The following is a 20,625-nucleotide window of genomic DNA, read 5'->3' on the forward strand; positions in this document are numbered from 1 at the left end:
CTAAATCGTCACGCAAATTACAATAGAAAGTAGGTGGCGTATACGGTGAATCAGCAACAAACCCCTTTGTTTACACATTTGAAAGCGCATGCAAAGCGGAATCCGATTCAGTTTCATATTCCTGGCCATAAAAAAGGACAGGGCATGGACCCGGAGTTTCGGGAGTTTATTGGGGATAATGCCCTGTCAATCGATCTAATTAATATCGCCCCTCTTGATGATTTACATCATCCTAAAGGAGTAATTAAAGAAGCCCAGGCTTTAGCCGCAGAGGCATTTGGCGCGGATTATACATTTTTTTCTGTACAAGGAACCAGCGGTGCCATTATGACGATGGTTATGTCAGCTTGTCACCCTGGTGATAAGATAATCGTCCCGAGAAATGTACATAAGTCTGTACTCTCCGCCATTATTTTTGCTGGAGCACATCCTATTTTTGTTTATCCAGAGATGGACAAAAAAATCGGGATCGCCCACGGTATTACTATTGAACAGGTGGAAAAAACGATCGAAAAGCACCCGGATGCTAAAGCGGTATTGGTTATCAATCCAACTTATTTTGGATTTGCAAGCCATTTAAAAGAATTAGTCGAGCGCGTACATGCCCATGGAATTCCAGTATTGGTGGATGAAGCACATGGCGTTTTAACCAATTTCCATGAACGCCTCCCGATTTCCGCTATGGAAGCAGGAGCTGATCTAGCCGCTACGTCTGTCCATAAATTAGGTGGTTCCTTAACACAAAGCTCCATCTTAAACCTAAAGAGCCATATGATTTCGCCTGAACGTGTTCAATCGATTATCAGTATGCTAACAACCACTTCCACTTCATATATTTTGCTAGCATCACTTGACACAGCGCGCCGTTACCTTGCTACAAATGGACGCGCCATCGTAGAAAACACCCTTCGACTTGCTGACACAGCACGTAAGCGAATTAACGAAATTCCGGGACTCTCCTGTTTGACTCGTGAGTGCTTAATTCATGGAAACGATGCCTTATTCGATATGGATGAGACTAAATTAGTCATTCATTTAGAAAATGTCACTATCAATGGTCATGATGCAGAAGTTTGGCTACGAGAAAACTATAATATCGAAGTGGAACTAAGCGATCTTTATAATCTACTATGTCTCGTTACCCCTGGTGATAGTGACGAAACCATTCAAATCTTAACCCAAGCACTTGAGGACTTATCCCATCATTTCTACTCAGAGAATATGAGTACGAAGAAAGAAATCCATCTCCCTGAAATTCCAGATCTCGTCCTCTCGCCACGAAATGCCTTTTACTGTGAAACCATCACCATTCCTTTCGTTGAATCGGCCGGTCAGATCATGGCAGAGTTTATCATGGTATACCCACCCGGCATCCCAATCTTAATGCCCGGAGAACGAATTACCGAACAAAACATCGCATATATTCACGAACATATCGAGGCAGGCCTCCCAGTTCAAGGAACAGAAGATCCTACTATCGAACTAGTAAGAGTCATCAAAAAGCTAGAAGAAGATTAGCGTTAATAAAAGTCGATATGAAAGAAGAGGTTACCTATACCGGCAACCTCTTTTCTATGACCCTATTTATATATTTTTTATAAATCTAGCACTCACTATTACGTGCCCACTTATGATTGATCAATCCTACTATATCCCCTTCACCTGAATCACAATCGTCCGGACATGTTCCATATAAAACACCTGACTTCTCACCCTCCACAAACACAATAACCCGATCACAACGCTGACAAACGATCATCTCCATCTCGCAGCCCCCTGCCTATTTATGATTCCAGATTCATTTAATATATACTTATAATATATTATGACATACTAATTACGTCAATAAAGGAAATGAAATTCCGCTCTCTCAACATGAATGTAAGAAAAAAGCTACAAAAAACGCCCCGTATGGGGCATTTAAGGGCCATCTAAATAAGTTATACTAAATCGTCATCAAAAAAATCAGGTTCCTCTGCATCAGGATGATAATAAGCAATCATTCTATTTTCAAATGATGAACAAACCTCCGTAAATAAAGTTATATCCTCATCATGAATTTGACTTAATGGATTTGATTCGACTACAAAGATCCCGTATACGTTCTGCCCCAAGTAGAGTGGGATGCAGATGAGGATGCGATTCAAATTTCGTTCTCGATATAAGCCCCCACGAACTGCCGTAATACTTAACGGACCCTCTCCAAACTTTTGAACACGAGGTAAACCAATAGAACCCGATTCATGACGACGGACGAACTCAGGATATTCTGTTAGATAAACAGCGATTCCCTGATAATCTTCTACTCTACTTTGAATATGATTACACACTTTCTGAAACATTAAAGGAAGATCCTTTCGATGCTTATCAATCAAATCCCCTACTTCTAATCGTATTTCATCTAATAAATCAGCCTTATCCACGTATGATCCCCCTTCATTTCTCTTTCTATATTCTATACGAATCATTTGGAAAATTCGAATTCAACATGCTACTATGAAGTAGACACACGCTGGCAAACGTGAGAGGAGCAGAAATCGTGAAAAAAAGTACTTATATACGTTTAGTAAAAGGATCTACTCAACCCGATATTTCCCTTGATGAGGTACACTCCCTGCTTGATCTGTACGTTTCTCGGATGAAAAAAACAGGTGAACAACTAGATTGGGATTATGCTTCGGCTGCTTTTCCTTACAAGCCTATCGTTCGAGAGGAAAATGGAGTCTCTTATCTTACCCTAACTCCTACAGACACTGAGCTCTATTACGGATTCTGGCTAGGAGTGGGAAAAGAGGATGATAACACACCCTTTATTCAAATCGTCCTTCCTACCTCCGCCACCCATGGAGATGTAGGAAAGGCGAATGAATATGCTAAGTTCTTAGCGAAAGAATTAAAGGGTCAACTATCTTTATTCAACCAAAGTGTACTTCATAACGAATTAAAAAAATAATCACGTAAACGAATCAATCTCCTAGCCGTCAAAGGCAGGAGATTGATTCGTTTACGATCTAATTTAATGATATTGTCCAAACATCCGGAACAAGATTTTATACTTTTCATCAAGGTTTGGATACTGTTTCCAAAACCATTCTCCATATAAGAAAAGATCTAAGTGAAGGTGAACGCCTTCATTATTTCCTTTAGCACCATCGCTAGTACCTGAATTCCCTACATTTCCTATATAGTCTCCTGCCTTAATCTTCTCCCCCACACGAAGCTTGGGTTCGATTCGAGAAAGATGGATATAACGAGCTAGTAGACCATTTGAGTGCTGAATCCATACTGTTCTACCACGTACACGATCCAATAGATCCTGAGGGGTTTGTCCATTATTATGGGTGGCCTGTGCTAATATTTTTTCACGTTCTGGAGTAGTCATCTCTTTATAATCGTGATCCACACGAACAATCGTACCTTCAGCTAGTGAGTATACAGGCGTATTCTTCGTAACCGGTACACCGATCGTAGGTGTATAAAAGTCAACTCCTTCATGGATCCCTTTACGGTATGTTCGGGCTGCTCCTGGGAGCGATGAATCATTTTTTTTCATCTTCGATCCCTTGATTGGAGTCTGAACAAATGAGAGGTACTCAGCCATCTCATCTGCACTCATCTTCGAGATCTTCTCTTTATTTTTAGCATATGATTTCGCATCACTTGAATCCGACGAGGGTTGAAATACTCCTTCTAAAAATGACTCTGGGAGCCAGAAATCTTTATCCTCCCACCGCATATTCCCAGCAGTAAGCGGATGATAAATTCCATTTCGCATGTAGACGGGAACATTTCGCACCAATTGGTAGTTATCCTGGTTTACTGTCAATTCAACTATACCGTCAATTTCTCTACTTTTCGCCTGAATCAACTTTGACTGAACGAGATTCATTAATGGATAGTAACTAATTCCACTGATCTTTTTTGATGGTAGACTTTTCATCTGTTGTATGGCAGGAATCGATGTTCCCTCGTTTTTCTTTGACGAATCTCCCGAATCCTCTACCTTATCTGTAGACTTATTAGTAGTTTGGTTAGATGTTAACCCAGCATAGTTATTAGGCGGGAGTAGTACAAGTATAATCGTCAATAAAACTGCTGCTACATAAATAGATGGCCTTTTCATCCATATCTCCTTTTTACATAAATAAGTTAAAGAAACAAACAAAGCGTGCGGAAATCCTACACGCTTGTAAAAAAATCAAGTAACACTACATCACAATTATCCAAATTTCGGTAATACAATCTTATCCACTATCATAGCATAGCAACCTAATCTGCTCTAGTGTCCAATATGTAACATATCACGCAATCAAAATACCTCGTTCCACTGCTCCACAAACTCTTCTAAGACCACTTCTGTTTGTTGATAATGACGTAAGTCTACATGCTCCGACAACATGGATTCCAGCTCTTGGTAGTATTCAGTGCTTTGCTTACTTGCAATCGCTTGTATGCGCTGAAACTCCCCTTGCCAAGTTTGCTGAAAATGAGTTCTACACTTCTCCTCCATCTCGGTTATTTCTGGAATGACGATTTCCTCTAATCGTTGTTTCATCGAATCTCTCATTTGAAACCGCTCTTTCTTCTCAAAAAAAGCTTTGGCATTGCGATAATAGGCCAACTGCTTCCGAAAGTCAGATACGCTCACATTCTCCATAACTCCTGTTAATTCAGGAATAGCAAAAGAAGAAGGAATCTCTGTACTCCACTGAAACCCTGCGGGATAAGTCAACATCTTCTCTCCTAGGTCACGAACTTGTTGCTCCAGACGAATACGCATCCATTTCTCCATTCGAAGGGTAGTGGCACGATATTCTTGTAGCAAATCATGTTGTAAGAACTGGATCATTTCTAGTAAACATGTATGCAATTGTCCTTTGATATCTCCTAAGTCTTCACGCAAAGAGCCTGGATGAAAAATCGCTTGGAATTCATCCTGAAAACGTAATAACCAACGCTTCTGGACATAGTAGAAAAGTTCGTGGATCTCCTGCTGTAAGGCTTGTTGATCAGTTCCAGTCTCGTAATGAGCGATAAACTGCTGAACCTGTACTCGCTCTTTTTCTAATTCGACCTGCCGGCTTTTCTTTTCTTCCATCCCGATTTGAGTTGTTTGAATGATCTGTTTGGTCATTTGGAGTGCTCTTTTTACATCTTGATAAATGCTATGTAGAGAAAGGTTCATCAAATCATGATGAACAAACTGTGCAAATGCTTGTTCAAATGGTATAAATCCAGAATCCTTTAGAAACGCGTGTGCTGGTAATTCGGACTGCTCCTTAGACTTCTCTGATAATCCCCACAAGCTTGAAATAGCAAACATCCTAGGCTCACGAATCCCAAATTTTAATAGCTGATGCTGCAAATACGTTTGTACTTCTGTTAATTCATCCTGCGACCTTGCTAAATCAGCAGCATTGGTGATAAAAAACATCTTATCCATCGCGAAGGAGTCCTTTACCCGTCCTAGTTGAATTAAGAACTCCCGATCCGCCTTGGAAAAAGCATGGTTATAATATGTAACAAATAAAATGACATCGGCATTCCGGATATAGTCAAAAGCAACTCCGGTATGTCGTGAGTGAACAGAATCGGCTCCCGGTGTATCGACCAAAGTAATTCCTTGTCTCGTCAGTGGACCATCATAATAGAGATTTGCATACTCAATAAAACAAGATTTCTTTTCATTCGCCACGTACTCTTCCATCTGTTTGAAAGAGATTTGAATCTCGCTTCCCTGATGGAGTGTAAACCACTCAATTCCCTCTTGAAGCGCTTGTAAAAAAGGAATCACCGTTTTCTGGCTAGGAGTCATATTTTTAATCTCTAGTAACAACGGGATCATTCGGATCGCTTGGTCAAGATGTAAAGCCTCCTTGTGAAATAAACGATAGATTGCCGTCAGCTCAGCTAGTAGCGTTTCTGCTGATTTTACTTTTAATAGAACCTGACCATGTGCATTCTGATCGTCAGGAGGACAGATTTGATTAATCGTTGCGGTCATCGGCCTCGGGGAGACAGGAAGAATTTCATCCCCCATCAGAGCATTAGCAAAAGAAGATTTACCCGCACTAAATGCACCAAATAAAGCAACGGTAAACTGTTTCTTCTCAGCACGCTCGCACTTTCGATGAATTTCAGCTACAACGGTCTGTACTCCGCGAATCCCTTGCAAAGACTCTGCTATTTCGCTTACATGCTGCAAAAACAATCGATTTCGTTCACTACTATTTGTAAACGAAATCGACTTTGAAGGAATAGTACATTCTTCTTTGTGCGACTCATTCGCTACAGGTTTTGCTTCTTGGGAAATGGTAGCTACGTCTTCTTTCATTAGCTTTTGCCATAACAGGTCAATAGAAGAAGAAACATTTGACATCCCTTGTTTTTGATCCTCTTCTATCCATGAAAGGTCAAGAGTCTCCTCCAAGTCAGGCTTAAACCACAGTTCTTCAAGTAGCGCACGCTCTCTAGTAAACTCTAGGTCAATTTGATCCAGAACAACTTTAGCCTTCTCTACTCGTTGCAGGGAAATCGCTTCTTTGTTTATTTGATCCTGTTCCGTTTTAATTTGGTGTTGCAATCTAGGTCTAATCAACTCATTCTGCCAACGAAGAGACTGATTTCGCATCAATCGCTTCATTTGATTTGCTACATCCTCCGTATAAATCAATACGGCATTCCCGGTTAAGTCAGTCCCCTCCTTGTACGCATCTTCCAACAAAGACTGATTCCACTCAAGTTTCTCTGTCATAACTTGTTGACCTATCTGCTCATCAAATAAGCCCTGTTGCTTACAAAACTGAATGATGTAATTCCGTATATGTAACTCTAACTGTGTATGTACCGTCTCCTTCAACTTCATAAAAAATGTATCCGCGCGAAGTTTCTTCTCTTGTACCGTCTTCCCAACAGAAAACAAGAAACCTACTTTAAAATTCGGTTGCAGAGATTCCAGATACTTCCTCCCTAACTCACGTACCTCGGAAGGCATGAGATATGCGTTTTTACAAATCTCATCTATACCTTTAACGAAAGATAATTCCATCTCTTCTAATCGATGTGACAACTCGGACTGCCTGTCACGACACTGTTGAATCTTTGCCTCTACCTCGTCAATCGAAACTCCGCTATCTTTGATAATCCGCTGCCACTCAATACATTCCTCCTGTTTATCATCCACTAATTGGCCTAAATACTGCTCCATCAAATACATTGCCTCTGCCTCTACTACGTGGATGCCTAGCTCTGCTCGATGCTCAATCCATTTATGTAAATCCGATTTTAAAGAATCTAACTCATTATGCTCATGATCCAAGTCACGTAAGGAGGTATAGTAGATCCCCTCTACTTGAAGATCCCAGTTTTCAAACGTCTGCTTTACACTTTGTTGATAGTTTTCAAATGATAGCTCCTGATCGCGATGTTTATCAATCTGATTAATCACGATATAAATCTTCTTATTACGTTCCGCCAATCCTTTTAGAAATTGTAAATTCCCTTCCGATTGTACATGGTTGTAATCCATCATAAACAAAATGAAATCGGCCATATGTAAAGTTGATTCTGTGGCAATCCGATGGGCATCGTCCGTAGAATCCACTCCCGGTGTATCCAGAAGAGAGACCCCTTTTGGTAAAGAAATCGACTCCTTCGAAATCTCTACTGCCACAATATCTTCGCCATTTTTACATAACTCCCGTAAGTCTTCATCTATATAAGATCCAGCAAACGTATACCTTTCCCCACTCGTTAAGACAAGCGTGACTTGATTTGCCCCGTTTCGGATCTCAACTACATTGGCACTGGTCGGAATCGGGCTGGTTGGTAGTATCTGCTCTCCAAACAATTCATTCATCATGGAAGACTTTCCAGCAGAAAAATGACCGCAAAAAGCAATGCTAAACTCTTGATAAAACACTTTACGCATCAAATCTTGTAGCTTATTCGCATATTCCATTTGCTTTTTCTCTCTCATCCGACAAGATACATATTCTAGCTGGTGTAGTAAGCACTCATGTTGTTTTTTCATCATCAATTCCCAGACTCCTAGCAAGCGATTCTTTTTCTCTATCTTAAAACAACTCACGTTTTAGGCCAATAAAAAAAGAGGGAAGTTCCCCTCATTCAAGTATGTATGATTTCAAATAATGGCATACCCGTCATAACCTATGACATTTTCTCACGTTGTAACAGAAATAAAATCGTATCTAGCTTCTCTTCCATTTGACGTAGTCGTGTATAAATTGATTTTTGGGATTGTGTTTCCAAATGGATGCCGTCATTGGCAACTGCTAAAGGGATATCTTCTACTAGCATGCTCCGAATTTCGACATAACGTATCTCTTCCACTACTTCTACCAACGCATCTGTAATCAAATGGAAATATCGATTCCTTAACCATTCTGCCGCAAATGCACTCGATGTTTCCAAAACAAAGGTGTTCTCTTCGACAGTGGGATGAATGCTACAAAACCATGTTTGATAGCTGGGTTGACTCACTTTTTCTTTAATGATCATAAGAGCTTCAGCCCATATCACTCGAGCATCTAGCGAGGTTTGTAAATCTGTCATAGATATAACTGTCTGATTCATATTCATCCACCTTTCACATCTCCCAATAGCAGTTTACCACTTTTGGTAAATAATTGAACAGCAGTAATTTGGTATAATGTGAAAAAATTTGCCGAAAGGAAAAAATGCATAGGAAAAAACCTTATAATCACTGGGTTTTCATTGACAAATTTCTTGCAATAAAATGTTACCTTTCGCTATCACAACTATTTTTTTCAGAATACACAGACCTACTATAAATATTCCTTATATGATAAAATTTTCCTATTTATCTACCATCCATAAGTTTCTGGTTTCATCCCCTACTCCTAGGGGTAAAGCCGAGATAACTACTTTCCTATACATAGATTAGTAGGGACAAATTTTTATCAAATTGTAAGGGGGAACCTTCATGCGTGAACGATATACAGATCAAGAAACGATCCATTATGTACAAAATCTAGTATCACACAATCGTTTGGATCATCAGTTGCCTCTACTTGGAGAGGGCCTAAGCGGAAAAGTATACGGTCTCGAAGATTATGCAATCAAAGTATATAAAGACGACTACAGCGAAAAAAATGACTCCTATATGTTACACCATCTTCAAGATCACTCTGCCTTTCCGACACTCCACTATCACGAAGACAAATTTATGATTGTGGATCGGATTCAAGGAAACACCCTTGCAGATAGTATCAAAGCGGGAGAAAAGTTATCAGATCATCAATTTGCTCAAATTGAAGACATCGTAACAGATCTCTACGATCACGGGATCGTTGCCCAAGACCTGCATCTCCATAATATGATGATCGATCACGACGGCAAAATGAAAGTGATCGACGTGGGTCGATTCTTCCACACTGATTATCCTGAACTATATCAAGATATTTTAGAAGATCAATTGAATCTCACCCAATATCACATGGGCTTCTTCTCTTCCATTAAAGACAAATTAAAAAAGAAGAAGTACTATGGCTCTTCTTCCCATCGTCGTTATCGTAAACATTCTTCCTCTGACTATCGCCATCATCGTCATCACAGTTCATCCTCACGTCGTAAACGCCATTATTATGGGTCCTCCTCTTCTCATCATCGTAGACATAAACGTAAAAGCTTCTTTAGCTCATAAAGTGAATCAGCCTCTCAGAGTTCAAAAAAATCTGGGAGGCCATTTTTTTATAAATCATATTTTTTTATCTTCTTCAATAAGGCTGTATGGCTCATTCGCAACTGTCTAGCTGCTTGGCGAATGCTACTATGCTGTTCCAATGTACGTTTGATAATTCTTCTCTCTGTCAGCTCCAAATGAGGCTTTAATCCAACCATCTCCAACATTTCACTTCGGTCCAATCCATTTCGACCAGGTGAAATGGAAACCCGATGAATTTCCGTCTCATGATCCGGGCACAAGTAGACACTACGCTCCATTACATTTTGCAACTCTCTCACATTCCCTGGCCAGTCGTGCAGATATAACTGTTGACGGGCATACTCTGATAAACGCAATACAGGTCGTCTCACCCATTCGCATGTTTTTTTCAAAAAGTGATTCGCTAGTAGTAGAATTTCACATTCCCTCTCTCTCAATGGGGGAATCTCAATCGGAATCACATGCAATCGGTAATACAAATCCTCACGGAACTTTCCCTGTTTCACCCACTCTCCTAATTTTCGGTTCGTTGCCGTAATCAAGCGAAATTGTAACGGGATTACTTTATTACTCCCAATTCTTCTAATCGATTTTTCTTCTAATACCCTCAATAGTTTCGATTGCAAGTGAAGAGGAATCTCCCCCACCTCATCTAAAAACAAGGTACCGTTACGAGCTGTTTCAAATAATCCCTCCTTCCCCTCTTTAGATGCGCCCGTAAAAGAGCCTGCTTCATAACCAAATAACTCACTTTCAAGTAATTGCTCCGGAATCGCCGCACAGTTGATCGGGATAAAGGGACCGTTTGCTCTTAGGCTTTCATAGTGAATGGCTCTAGCAAACAGTTCCTTTCCTGTTCCACTCTCTCCAGATAAGAAGATCGTCACATCGCCTTTCGCTACACATCTGGCTGTCTGAATACAGTTTTTCATTCCTTTACTCTCATGGATAATCTCTTCAAAATGCGTCATCTCCGAGCGCTGCACAGATTGAATCCACTCATTTGCTTGTTGCAAATCACGAAACACCACAACCCAACCTTGGGAATCATTTTCCGACATGCAGATCGGATAGAAGTCAGCAACGACTCGAATTACTCGATTTCCTTCCATATATATGGTCAAAGAGGAGGTTTCTTTTTTCATCAATCTCTCACAGTCTTCCTTCGTTATCCCCCATAAAGTCGGTAATTCCATTCCTTTGTATGTCTTTTCATCTGTTTGTAGGAGGGTCTCCGCGGCTAGATTCATCGTGTTCACTAGCAGATTCGAATCGACGAGGATCACTCCATTACTAATCGTAGCAAGTGTTGTCTTCAGTTCATTCGCATGTAATTCAGAGGGCAAGAAAGGAATCACATGTACCTTTCTCACTCCCGATGTATGAGTAATATGACGACACAGTTGATCCTGTAAGGCAGAAGGAAGCGAATTGGTCTTTAGATAGATAAAATGAGGTTTCACTTCCATCTTGACGATGTCTAATTGAAATGATAGAAATGATTCCATGACATCGTGGGTAATCCCCAACCAATTCTCGGTCTCAATCTGAAAAGTCATCATCTGCATAGGAGATCATCCTTTGAGTCGAATTTTATAACTATTGTAGCAAAATTTGACCCTATTTCGCATGTTCATCTATCTTTCCATAGCTTGACGAAGATCTTCGATAATATCTTCTACCTCCTCTATTCCTACCGAAAGCCGAACGAGTCCATCGCTAATTCCCATCTTCCATCTCTCTTCTTGCGGTACAATCGAGTGGGTCATCGATGCCGGATGTTGAATCAACGTATCTACATCACCCAAGCTAACCGCTAGGCGACATAGATTCAATCGATTTAGCATATGAACAGCCGCTTCATAACCACCTGTTAACTCAAAAGCGATTATGCCACCAAATCCCTTCATCTGCTTCTTAGCTAGTTCATGCTGTGGAAAACTAGGTAAACCGGGGTAGTATACCCGACTAACAAAAGGATGAGATTCTAAAAATTCTGCCACCAACTGCGCACTACCATTGTGTTGTTCCATTCGAAGTGCTAGCGTTTTTAGCCCTCTGAGCAATAAGAAAGCATCCATAGGAGCGAGAATACCCCCCAAATCTTTTTGTGTCGTCATCTGGATTTGTTTCATCATGTCATGGGAGCCCGCAATCACACCGGCCACTACATCTCCATGACCTCCAATATATTTCGTTGCGCTATGGATGACAATATCACATCCATATTCAATAGGGCGCTGTAGGTATGGAGACAGAAAGGTATTATCCACTGCTGTATAGATCCCCGTTTCCTTGGCAACTTTTGATACCATTGCTAAGTCGATTAACTCCATAGTTGGGTTAGCTGGGGTCTCTAGGTAGATTAACGTCGTATTAGGACGGATTGCTTTACGAACCTCTTCCTCATCCGTCATCTCGATCAAGGAGACCTCGACTTGATAGCGTTCTTCCATCAACTTTAATAAACCAAAGGTACATCCATACAAACTACGCGAGCAGAGAATGTGGTCTCCGGTCCTCACTATCCCCATCAGAACAGCTGATATCGCCGCCATACCAGAACCAAAGGCTAATGCTGAATCGGCTCCTTCCAATAAGGCAATCTTCTGCTCTAATAGCTGTACCGTTGGATTCCCTAAGCGCGTATAAACATATCCCTCTTCCAAACCAGAAAAGCGATTGGCACCCTGCTCCACACTTTCAAAGACAAAGGTAGAAGTTTGGTAAATGGGAGGTACTAAGGAACCGATTCCCCCTTCTACTTTTATCCCGTCACCATGAATTGCTTGCGTAGCAAATCCCCACTCTTTTGGCATCATTTTCGTTAACAGTTTACTCATTACGATTCCCCTTTCACGGCTGATCCTTTTCAACATAGAATGATGCAAGAATCATGCCAAAGGGAAAAACGCGGATCATCACGAATATAGGTAATAATAGTGGTTTGATTTATTTCCAATGGTAAGAAAAGATACCAAATCAAAAAAAGCGAACATAAGATGGTGAATATCATGACACAATTTTTTCTAGGATTAGGCTCTTTGATTGCGGTGATCTATCTCATAGCAATCTGGTTTCAACATCAGAAAGTACACGAAATGTTAAAAGCGGTCCCCATTCTCTGTTGGAGCCTTGTAGTTGGAATGACTCTCCCAGATGGAGGAGCCTTTGGTTACTATCTATTAACAGGACTTCTATTTTCCGCTCTGGGCGACTTATTTTTACTTAATCATGATAAACATTTTCTAAAAGGGTTAGTTAGCTTTTTTATTGCTCATGTGGTGTATGTAGTAGGATTTGCCTCTATTCCAACGAGTGGGAACTCCTTTCTTTGTCTGGGGATCTTACTATTAACCGCACTTCTTTATATGAGTTTTCTTCGTCGGATCATCATGGAGGAACACTCATCGGTTGCATTTTTTCTATCTGTTTGTGCATATATCCTTATGATTACAGCGATGGTTTATACAGCTTGGCTTACATCTCAGTATTGGCTCATAGTAGGTTCTCTGCTCTTTTATATATCGGACTTTACACTCAGTTGGAATAAGTTTGTCCGTCCGTTTAAGAAAGCAGACGTAGTGATTATGATTACTTATTATGGTGCGCAGGTTAGCTTGGTTGTTGGGTATCTCTGTTATATGTAAAATAGACGATTTGTGTTCTAAATTCAACGGAAGGAGAATCTATTGATGACAAACAACAGATTTTCCTTCTTTCATTTAATCTATTATTCTGCCAATAAGTCGAGTTGCTTCTAATCGATTAGGAGGTAAACGAATGATTCAACCACATGGCGGTACACTTGTCTCAAGAGAACTATCTAGTGGAGAGAGGGAAAGGTGGCTCCAAAAAAGAGAGGAGTATCCTGTCATCACGATCTCAGAGCGTACATTCTCAGATCTTTATTGCATTGCCACAGGCGTGTTTTCACCCCTAACCGGATTTCTTACCAAAGCTGACTATCATAGTGTTCTTACGGATATGCGTTTAAGCAATGGACTGGTATGGTCGATTCCGATTACGCTACCCATCCCGCCGGAACAAAAAAATGAGATCTCCTCTTCCGAATATGCCTTTCTCCAGCGAAAAGATAAATCTATCGTGGGATTAGTCGAAATAGAGAGCATCTACCAAGTGGATCAACAAAAGGAAGCACAATTCATCTACCGTACAACGGATCCGAATCATCCTGGAGTTGGTAGTTTATTGAGACAAAGCTCTCTCTACTTAGGCGGTTCGATCTGGCTCTGGAAACGCCCTCAACTCGATCCTTTTACAAACTATCATCTCACACCTTCCTATACACGGAACTATTTTCACGAGAAGCAGTGGAATACGATCGTAGGGTTCCAGACTCGTAATCCAGTTCATCGTGCCCATGAATATATTCAAAAAGTGGCCCTGGAAACGGTGGATGCTCTATTTCTCCATCCACTGGTCGGGGAAACGAAAGCGGACGACATACCCGCAGAAGTACGAATAAAAAGTTATGAGACCATTCTGAAATATTATTACCCTACAGAACGTGTGCTTCTTGGTGTCTTCCCTGCCGCTATGCGCTATGCGGGTCCACGAGAAGCGATCTTCCATGCAATCGCGAGAAAAAACTATGGCTGTACCCACTTTATAGTTGGACGTGATCATGCTGGGGTAGGAAGCTACTATGGAACATATGATGCACAACATATTTTCCAAGAGATCTCATCTGATGACCTCGGAATCCAGCCCCTATTTTTTGAACATAGCTTCTATTGTCGACGTTGCTTGGGGATGGCTTCCTACAAAACATGTCCCCACTCTGATGAAGATCATGTGATCTTATCTGGTACCAAGGTACGGAAGATGCTAACATCTGGTGAAGTCCCACCGCCAGAATTTTCCCGCCCCGAGGTAATTCGTGTTTTAATAGATGGAATAACCAAAGGATCATCATAAAGAGCCTTGTCTGTCACGGAGCATGTATCAGCCCACAGCTCCGAGACATCGTCCCTCTTCCACACTAAAAAAGAACAGCTCTACCTTATAGGTGAAGTCTGTTCTTTTATCGTATTTCTTCTAGATCGCACAACCTCACTGCTTCATTCGCGGATCAAATATATCACGCAAACCATCGCCTAATAGGTTAAAGCCCAGTACCGTCAACGCCACAGCAACTCCTGGAAAAATCATCGTCCATGGGGCCAACTGGATATATTGGCGAGCATCTGCTAGCATCGTCCCCCACTCGGGTTCAGGAGGCTGGGCACCTAATCCGAGGAAGCCAAGTGCCGCCGCTTCAATCACAGCCGTGGCAAAACCAAGTGTTCCTTGCACCATGATCGGAGTCCAACAATTAGGCAGAATATGATGAAATAAAATCCGACGATTCTTCATCCCCATTGCCCGAGCGGCTAGAATATAATCCTCTGATTTGACACTTAGCACTTTCGATCGCATTAGACGACCAAACGTAGGAATATTAATAATCGCAATCGCTAAGAGAGCATTGCTCAAGCTTCGTCCTAGCATGGCTACAATGGCAATCGCGAGGAGAATGCTTGGAAAAGCAAGGAGAATATCAAAAAAACGTGAAATGATTGTATCTCTCCATCCTCCATAAAATCCAGCAACCAATCCGAGGAGACTCCCCACCATAATCGATCCCGAAATAGCAAAAAGTCCCACCCATAGAGAGATTCGTGTCCCATAAATCACACGAGTAAATATATCACGCCCCATTTCATCCGTTCCAAACCAATGTTCTACGGAAGGAGCTTGCAAGAGTGCCTGACTTCGAGCCGTATATTCGTAAGAAGTGATAAACGGAGCGAGAAGGGCAATAAGCAAAAAAGATAGCACGATGACACTTCCAATCACCGCAGAACGGTGTCGCAAGAAAGCTCGCACGAAATCGCGAAAGGGTGACTCTACTATTTCCTTTTCTGGAGCAATCGGGGGCTCTGGCTGTGTAAATGTTACTGGCTGTGTATGTGCGCTCATCGTTTAATCCCCCTTCCCATATTGAATCCGCGGATCAACCCATGCATATAGCAGATCAACCATTAAATTAATCAAGACGAAAATCGTAGCCAAAATTAAAATTCCCGATTGAATAACTGGATAGTTCCGTGCATTAATCGCATCAAAAATATAGCGACCTACCCCGGGCCAGCTAAAAATCGTCTCCGTAAGCACAGCTCCGCCTAATAGAAGCCCCAACTGTAAACCAACAACCGTTAACACAGGGATAAAAGCATTTTTCAAGGTGTGCTTATAAATAACCCAAAACTCGCCTAATCCTTTTGCTCGGGCCGTTCGGATATAATCGGAACGCATCACCTCAAGCATACTCGAACGAGTCATCCTCGCAATAATCGCCATGGGAATCGTCCCTAACGCTACGGCAGGCAATATTAAATGTAAGAGAACATCCTGAAAAGCATACCAATTCCCTTGAATGATGGCATCAATGGTATAAAAGTTCGTGATCGAATCAAATTCCATTCGCGGATCAAGTCGCCCATTAGAGGGAAATAAATCAAGCTCCTGAGCAAAAAACCATTGTTCCATTAACCCTAGCCAAAAAATGGGCATCGATACGCCTATCAGCGCAATTAGCATAGCCGTATAATCAAACCACGAATTTTGTTTCCAAGCAGAAAGGATTCCGAGATTTACTCCAAAGAAAACCGCAATCAGCATGGCAACCACTGCTAACTCCGTTGTCGCCGCCAAAAACGGCTTTATCTCCTTTGCAATCTCTTGCTTCGTTATTAGGGAAGTTCCCAAATCCCCCTGTAAGATATCTTTTACATAGGTAAAATATTGAATATATGCCGGCTTATCAAGTCCTAGGTTTTCACGAATCTCTTGTATCTGGGCTGGTGTCGCTTTATCACCCACGATCGTTCGTGCAGGATCGCCTGGAATCGCGTGAACCACTGCAAATGTGATAATCGACATACCGATCAACACGGGGATGAGCATAATAAGTCGCCGGATTATATAGGAGATCATGAGCGGTTCCCCTCTCTTTTCTGTATAAAAAGTGACATTGCATATCATTGCAATGCCACTTTTTATCCTTACTATTTTTCCATGGATACGTTTAATAGTTTGTCAGATCCAGTTGGATGTGGAATCCATCCCGAAATCTCTGCACGGGCAGCTTCTGGAACAGTGGCATGAACCAATGGTACCCAAGGAGCATCCTTCTTAATGATTTCTTGTGCTTTTTGATAAAAATCGGTCCGAGCTTTTTGATCCGTTGATTGCTGTGCCTTAATGAGGACATCATGCAAGGTATCATTTTTATAAAAAGCAACGTTTCCGGCATCAGGAGTACGTGTATTATCTTTATCTAGCAGGACGTATAGGAAGTTATCTGGATCCCCATTATCTCCCGTCCATCCGTAGAGAGCCATCTGATGCTCCCCTTTTCCCACACGGTCTTTATAAGTCTGCCAATCATATGTGACGATCTTAGCCGTAACGCCGATTTTCTTTAAATCCTCTTGCATGAATTCAGCCACTTTTTTCCCATTTGGCATATAAGGGCGTGGTTCTGTCATCGCATAAAATTCCACTTCAAAGCCATTTGGATAGCCTGCTTTCTCAAGGAGCGCCTTCGCTTTCTCTAAGTTATATTCATAGTCTTGGGTCTCTTTATTGAATCCCCACACTACATCGGGCATCGGATTCACTGCTGGTTTCGCATATCCCGCAAAGAAACTCTCAATGATGCCTTTTTTATTCGTAGCAAGGTTAATCGCCTGACGTACCTCTAGCTTATCAAATGGCTTCTTCGTCGTATTCAGTGCCAAATAGCCCACGTTCATCCCCGGACGCAACTTCAGCTGTAATTTCTTATCTGCTTCCACTAACTTCGCATCATCAGGATTTAAGCCATCCATCATATCGATATCACCTGATTTCAAAGCAGTAAAACGTGCCGCATTATCAGGGATCGATTTAAAGATGACTTTATCCATCTTAGGTAGGCCCTTTTCGTAATAGTCAGGATTTCTTGCCAGCGTAATGCTATCATTTTTCTTCCACTCAACAAATTTAAACGGCCCAGTCCCTACTGGTGCCTGATTAAATTTGACACCCTCTGGGTCCTTTTTAATTGCTTCAGGAGAACCGATTCCAAAACTACTCATCGCTAAGTTATTGAGAAATGGACCTTGAGGCACGGCCAGTTCAAACTTAACCGTATTCGCATCTACCGCCGTGACCGATTTCATGACATGGCCTTTATCTCCTTTAAAGCCGCCAAACATATAACCGTAGTAAGGGAAATCTCCCTTATGGTACGGATTTTTTTTATCCATCCAGCGTTCAAAGTTGAATACCACAGCTTCTGCATTAAACGGAGTTCCATCATGGAACTTGACGCCCTGCTTCAAAGTAAATGTCCACGTCAATCCATCAGGCGTTTTCTCCCATTTCTCAGCAAGTCCTGGAACTACTTCCGTACTATCATCTTTATAATCAACCAAAGTATCCAAAATCTGCTTTGTAACCTTTAATGACTCACCATCGGTTTGTTGACTTGGATCTAGGCCCACCGAATCCGCGCCACGTCCATAAATGAGTGTTTTGGACTTACCACTTCCCGCATTCGGATCTTTCCCACCACAAGCAACCAAGAAAGAAGTAGCAAGCAATGTCACAGAAAGAGAAAGAATGAGACCACGTTTTTTCATACAGAAACCCCCTTAGAATAGTGATACAGCATCATCCCAAATCTAGGCCCGTCACCTCCTTGATGAAATGCAGGTTTCCCATGTATCTACAAATGGCACGCCGAAAAATGTCCTCCACCCTGATCCGTAAACTCTGGGCGCACTTCTTTACAAATATCCATCACAAGTGGACAACGTGGATGAAAAGCACATCCTTTAGGCAGATTCGCCGGGCTTGGAACATCACCCGATAAAATAATTCTCTGCTTCTGGAAATCCGGATCCGGTACAGGAACGGCAGAAAGCAGTGCTTGCGTATATGGATGAAGCGGCTTCTCATACAAATCATCCCGATCGGCCAACTCCACCAGACGTCCCAGATACATAACGCCTACCCGATCACTAATATGCTTTACCACACTTAAATCGTGGGCGATAAACAAATATGTCAGTTCAAACTTTTCTTGTAAATCAGCCATTAAATTTAGCACTTGCGACTGAATCGACACATCTAAAGCAGATACAGGCTCATCCGCAACAATTAGCTTCGGTTTTGTCGATAAAGCTCGGGCAATCCCGATTCTCTGCCGTTGTCCCCCGCTAAATTGATGTGGATAACGCATCGCATGTGATTGATTCAGCCCGACCAGATGTAGGAGCTCCTGAACTTGTTCCTTCCGTTCTGGACCATTTCCCATTCCGTGAACGATGAGCGGCTCTTCTAAGATATCAAATACTTTTTGCCTGGGATTTAAAGAAGCAAATGGATCCTGAAAAATCATCTGCAGATCACGTCGTGCCTTCCGCATCTCTTCCTCGCCCAAAGCAAGCAATGACCTTCCCTCAAATGTAATCTCACCCGAGGTTGGCTCGTGAAGACGTAAGATTGCTCGACCTGTTGTCGACTTTCCGCACCCACTCTCTCCAACTAGGCCTAACGTCTCACCTTTTTTGACAAAAAAACTAACCTCATCAACAGCCGTAATCTCACCGGTTCTTTTTCCAAATAATCCTCCCCGAATAGGAAACGTCTTTCGCAGATTATGTACTTGTAGCAACAACTTTCTCCACCTCCTGATGCAAGAAACAACGACTTAGATGACCTTCTTCCACCGCAATCAAATCAGGAGAACTCTCTCGACAAATATCCATCACATACTCACAACGCGGGGCAAAACGACATCCTCGCGGCATCTGATGAGGATTAGGCACCTGACCCGGAATAGAATAGAGACGATCTCTTTTATCCTCTATCTTCGGAATCGAATCCATCAAACCTTGTGTATATGGATGCTTGGGATTACGAAACAATCGAAAACGGTCCGTCTGCTCTACGATTTGTCCCGCATACATCACCACAATTCGGTCACACATCTCTGCAACTACTCCTAAATCATGTGTGATGAAAAGAATGGATGTTCCAAATTCTTTGTTTAAACTCTTCATAAGATCAAGAATTTGCGCTTGAATCGTAACATCTAAAGCAGTAGTCGGCTCATCTGCAATCAGTAGCTTCGGATTTAGCATCATCGCCATCGCAATCATAACTCGCTGGCGCATTCCTCCAGATAGCTGGTGAGGATAATCATCCAAAATTCCTTCCCGGCTAATCCCTACTTGTTGGAGCATCTCTACAGCTTGCTTACGCGCTTCTGCCTTACTCATCTTCCGATGGATACGCACTACTTCCATTAACTGATTTCCCACTGTAAAGAGTGGGTTTAAAGAAGTCATGGGCTCCTGAAAAATCATCGCTACCTGATCTCCACGGATTCTACGAAGCTCTTTCTGGGAAATCTTCGTGAGATCCATCCCTTCAAACTGGATCGACCCCGCCACCATTTTTCCAGGCGGCTGAGGAATCAGGCCCATGATCGCCAAGGATGTAACACTTTTCCCACATCCAGACTCCCCAACCAATCCGACTACCTCTCCTCTTCCTACTTCAAGGCTGACACCGTCAACCGCTCTTACGATCCCTTTATCGGTAAAGAAATGTAATTGTAATTCGGCAATCTCTAATACTGTCTGGGTCACTGAATCACCTCGTTTATTCGGAAACACAAAAAACAATAAAATACAAATATAGAGATAATAGATAAAAATATGTATATAACAAATATTAAAATCATACCTATTGTTCTATATATTATCACAATAACATTCTTATTTTCGACAATTTTTTTTATGAATCTCCGTTGAAGTTGGTTAAAGTTAACCATAATAGACACAAGAACTATCTATATA

17 protein-coding genes are annotated in these 20,625 nt (G+C 41.7%); 5 read left to right on the plus strand and 12 right to left on the minus strand.

Annotated elements, in window-relative coordinates; translation table 11 throughout:
* Positions 1 to 45 precede the first annotated feature (45 nt).
* Positions 46 to 1,518, plus strand: coding sequence for an aminotransferase class I/II-fold pyridoxal phosphate-dependent enzyme (locus tag BLU58_RS06620; protein ID WP_093291430.1), 1,473 nt, complete (start codon positions 46 to 48; stop codon positions 1,516 to 1,518).
* Between the two features lie 85 nt (positions 1,519 to 1,603).
* On the opposite strand, the gene BLU58_RS17270 is transcribed toward BLU58_RS06620, so the two are convergent.
* Positions 1,604 to 1,765: a GapA-binding peptide SR1P gene (locus BLU58_RS17270; protein WP_143123726.1), complete on the minus strand. Its 162-nt coding sequence runs from the start codon at positions 1,763 to 1,765 to the stop codon at positions 1,604 to 1,606.
* A 175-nt stretch (positions 1,766 to 1,940) separates the two neighbouring features.
* Positions 1,941 to 2,423, minus strand: a complete 483-nt coding sequence (locus tag BLU58_RS06625) for a hypothetical protein (protein ID WP_093291431.1) — start codon at positions 2,421 to 2,423, stop codon at positions 1,941 to 1,943.
* Between the two features lie 116 nt (positions 2,424 to 2,539).
* Here BLU58_RS06625 and BLU58_RS06630 point away from each other — a divergent pair, with 116 nt between their 5' ends.
* Positions 2,540 to 2,953 carry a DUF1885 family protein gene (locus BLU58_RS06630; protein ID WP_093291432.1) on the plus strand — a complete coding sequence of 138 codons (414 nt, stop codon included), beginning with the start codon at positions 2,540 to 2,542 and terminating at the stop codon, positions 2,951 to 2,953.
* Between the two features lie 63 nt (positions 2,954 to 3,016).
* Here BLU58_RS06630 and BLU58_RS06635 read toward each other — a convergent pair whose 3' ends face one another.
* The 3 genes from BLU58_RS06635 to BLU58_RS06645 form a co-directional block, all read right to left on the minus strand.
* Positions 3,017 to 4,123, minus strand: a complete 1,107-nt coding sequence (locus BLU58_RS06635; RefSeq protein ID WP_093291433.1) for a M23 family metallopeptidase — start codon at positions 4,121 to 4,123, stop codon at positions 3,017 to 3,019.
* Between the two features lie 186 nt (positions 4,124 to 4,309).
* Positions 4,310 to 8,035: a dynamin family protein gene (locus tag BLU58_RS06640; RefSeq protein WP_093291434.1), complete on the minus strand. Its 3,726-nt coding sequence runs from the start codon at positions 8,033 to 8,035 to the stop codon at positions 4,310 to 4,312.
* A 134-nt stretch (positions 8,036 to 8,169) separates the two neighbouring features.
* Positions 8,170 to 8,595, minus strand: a complete 426-nt coding sequence (locus tag BLU58_RS06645; protein ID WP_176786534.1) for a DnaA N-terminal domain-containing protein — start codon at positions 8,593 to 8,595, stop codon at positions 8,170 to 8,172.
* Between the two features lie 370 nt (positions 8,596 to 8,965).
* On the opposite strand from BLU58_RS06645, the gene BLU58_RS16875 reads away from it, so the two are divergent.
* Positions 8,966 to 9,685, plus strand: a complete 720-nt coding sequence (locus BLU58_RS16875; RefSeq protein WP_255404633.1) for a serine/threonine-protein kinase — start codon at positions 8,966 to 8,968, stop codon at positions 9,683 to 9,685.
* Between the two features lie 47 nt (positions 9,686 to 9,732).
* Here BLU58_RS16875 and BLU58_RS06655 read toward each other — a convergent pair whose 3' ends face one another.
* Together BLU58_RS06655 and megL are read right to left on the minus strand one after the other, a co-directional pair.
* On the minus strand, positions 9,733 to 11,274 hold the full coding sequence (locus BLU58_RS06655; protein WP_093291436.1) for a sigma-54 interaction domain-containing protein: 1,542 nt from the start codon (positions 11,272 to 11,274) through the stop codon (positions 9,733 to 9,735).
* A 69-nt stretch (positions 11,275 to 11,343) separates the two neighbouring features.
* On the minus strand, positions 11,344 to 12,549 hold the full coding sequence (gene megL, locus BLU58_RS06660) for a methionine gamma-lyase (RefSeq protein ID WP_255404634.1): 1,206 nt from the start codon (positions 12,547 to 12,549) through the stop codon (positions 11,344 to 11,346).
* 171 nt (positions 12,550 to 12,720) lie between these two features.
* On the opposite strand from megL, the gene BLU58_RS06665 reads away from it, so the two are divergent.
* Together BLU58_RS06665 and sat are read left to right on the plus strand one after the other, a co-directional pair.
* Positions 12,721 to 13,356, plus strand: coding sequence for a lysoplasmalogenase (locus BLU58_RS06665; protein ID WP_176786535.1), 636 nt, complete (start codon positions 12,721 to 12,723; stop codon positions 13,354 to 13,356).
* Between the two features lie 133 nt (positions 13,357 to 13,489).
* Positions 13,490 to 14,647 carry a sulfate adenylyltransferase gene (gene sat / locus BLU58_RS06670; protein ID WP_093291438.1) on the plus strand — a complete coding sequence of 386 codons (1,158 nt, stop codon included), beginning with the start codon at positions 13,490 to 13,492 and terminating at the stop codon, positions 14,645 to 14,647.
* 135 nt (positions 14,648 to 14,782) lie between these two features.
* Here sat and BLU58_RS06675 read toward each other — a convergent pair whose 3' ends face one another.
* The 5 genes from BLU58_RS06675 to BLU58_RS06695 form a co-directional block, all read right to left on the minus strand.
* Positions 14,783 to 15,691 carry an ABC transporter permease gene (locus BLU58_RS06675; RefSeq protein WP_093291439.1) on the minus strand — a complete coding sequence of 303 codons (909 nt, stop codon included), beginning with the start codon at positions 15,689 to 15,691 and terminating at the stop codon, positions 14,783 to 14,785.
* A 3-nt stretch (positions 15,692 to 15,694) separates the two neighbouring features.
* Entirely contained in the window at positions 15,695 to 16,708 is a 1,014-nt protein-coding gene (locus tag BLU58_RS06680; protein WP_093291440.1) for an ABC transporter permease, read from the minus strand.
* Positions 16,709 to 16,779: 71 nt separating this feature from the next.
* Entirely contained in the window at positions 16,780 to 18,399 is a 1,620-nt protein-coding gene (locus tag BLU58_RS06685) for an ABC transporter substrate-binding protein (protein ID WP_093291441.1), read from the minus strand.
* A gap of 86 nt (positions 18,400 to 18,485) precedes the next feature.
* Positions 18,486 to 19,439, minus strand: coding sequence for an ABC transporter ATP-binding protein (locus tag BLU58_RS06690; RefSeq protein WP_304442027.1), 954 nt, complete (start codon positions 19,437 to 19,439; stop codon positions 18,486 to 18,488).
* Complete coding sequence (locus tag BLU58_RS06695) at positions 19,420 to 20,415, minus strand: ABC transporter ATP-binding protein (RefSeq protein WP_093291443.1); 996 nt, start codon at positions 20,413 to 20,415, stop codon at positions 19,420 to 19,422. Before BLU58_RS06695 ends, BLU58_RS06690 begins: the two co-directional genes overlap by 20 nt.
* Positions 20,416 to 20,625: the final 210 nt, after the last annotated feature.

Source organism: Thermoactinomyces sp. DSM 45892 (assembly GCF_900107305.1).
GTDB lineage: Bacteria > Bacillota > Bacilli > Thermoactinomycetales > Thermoactinomycetaceae > Baia.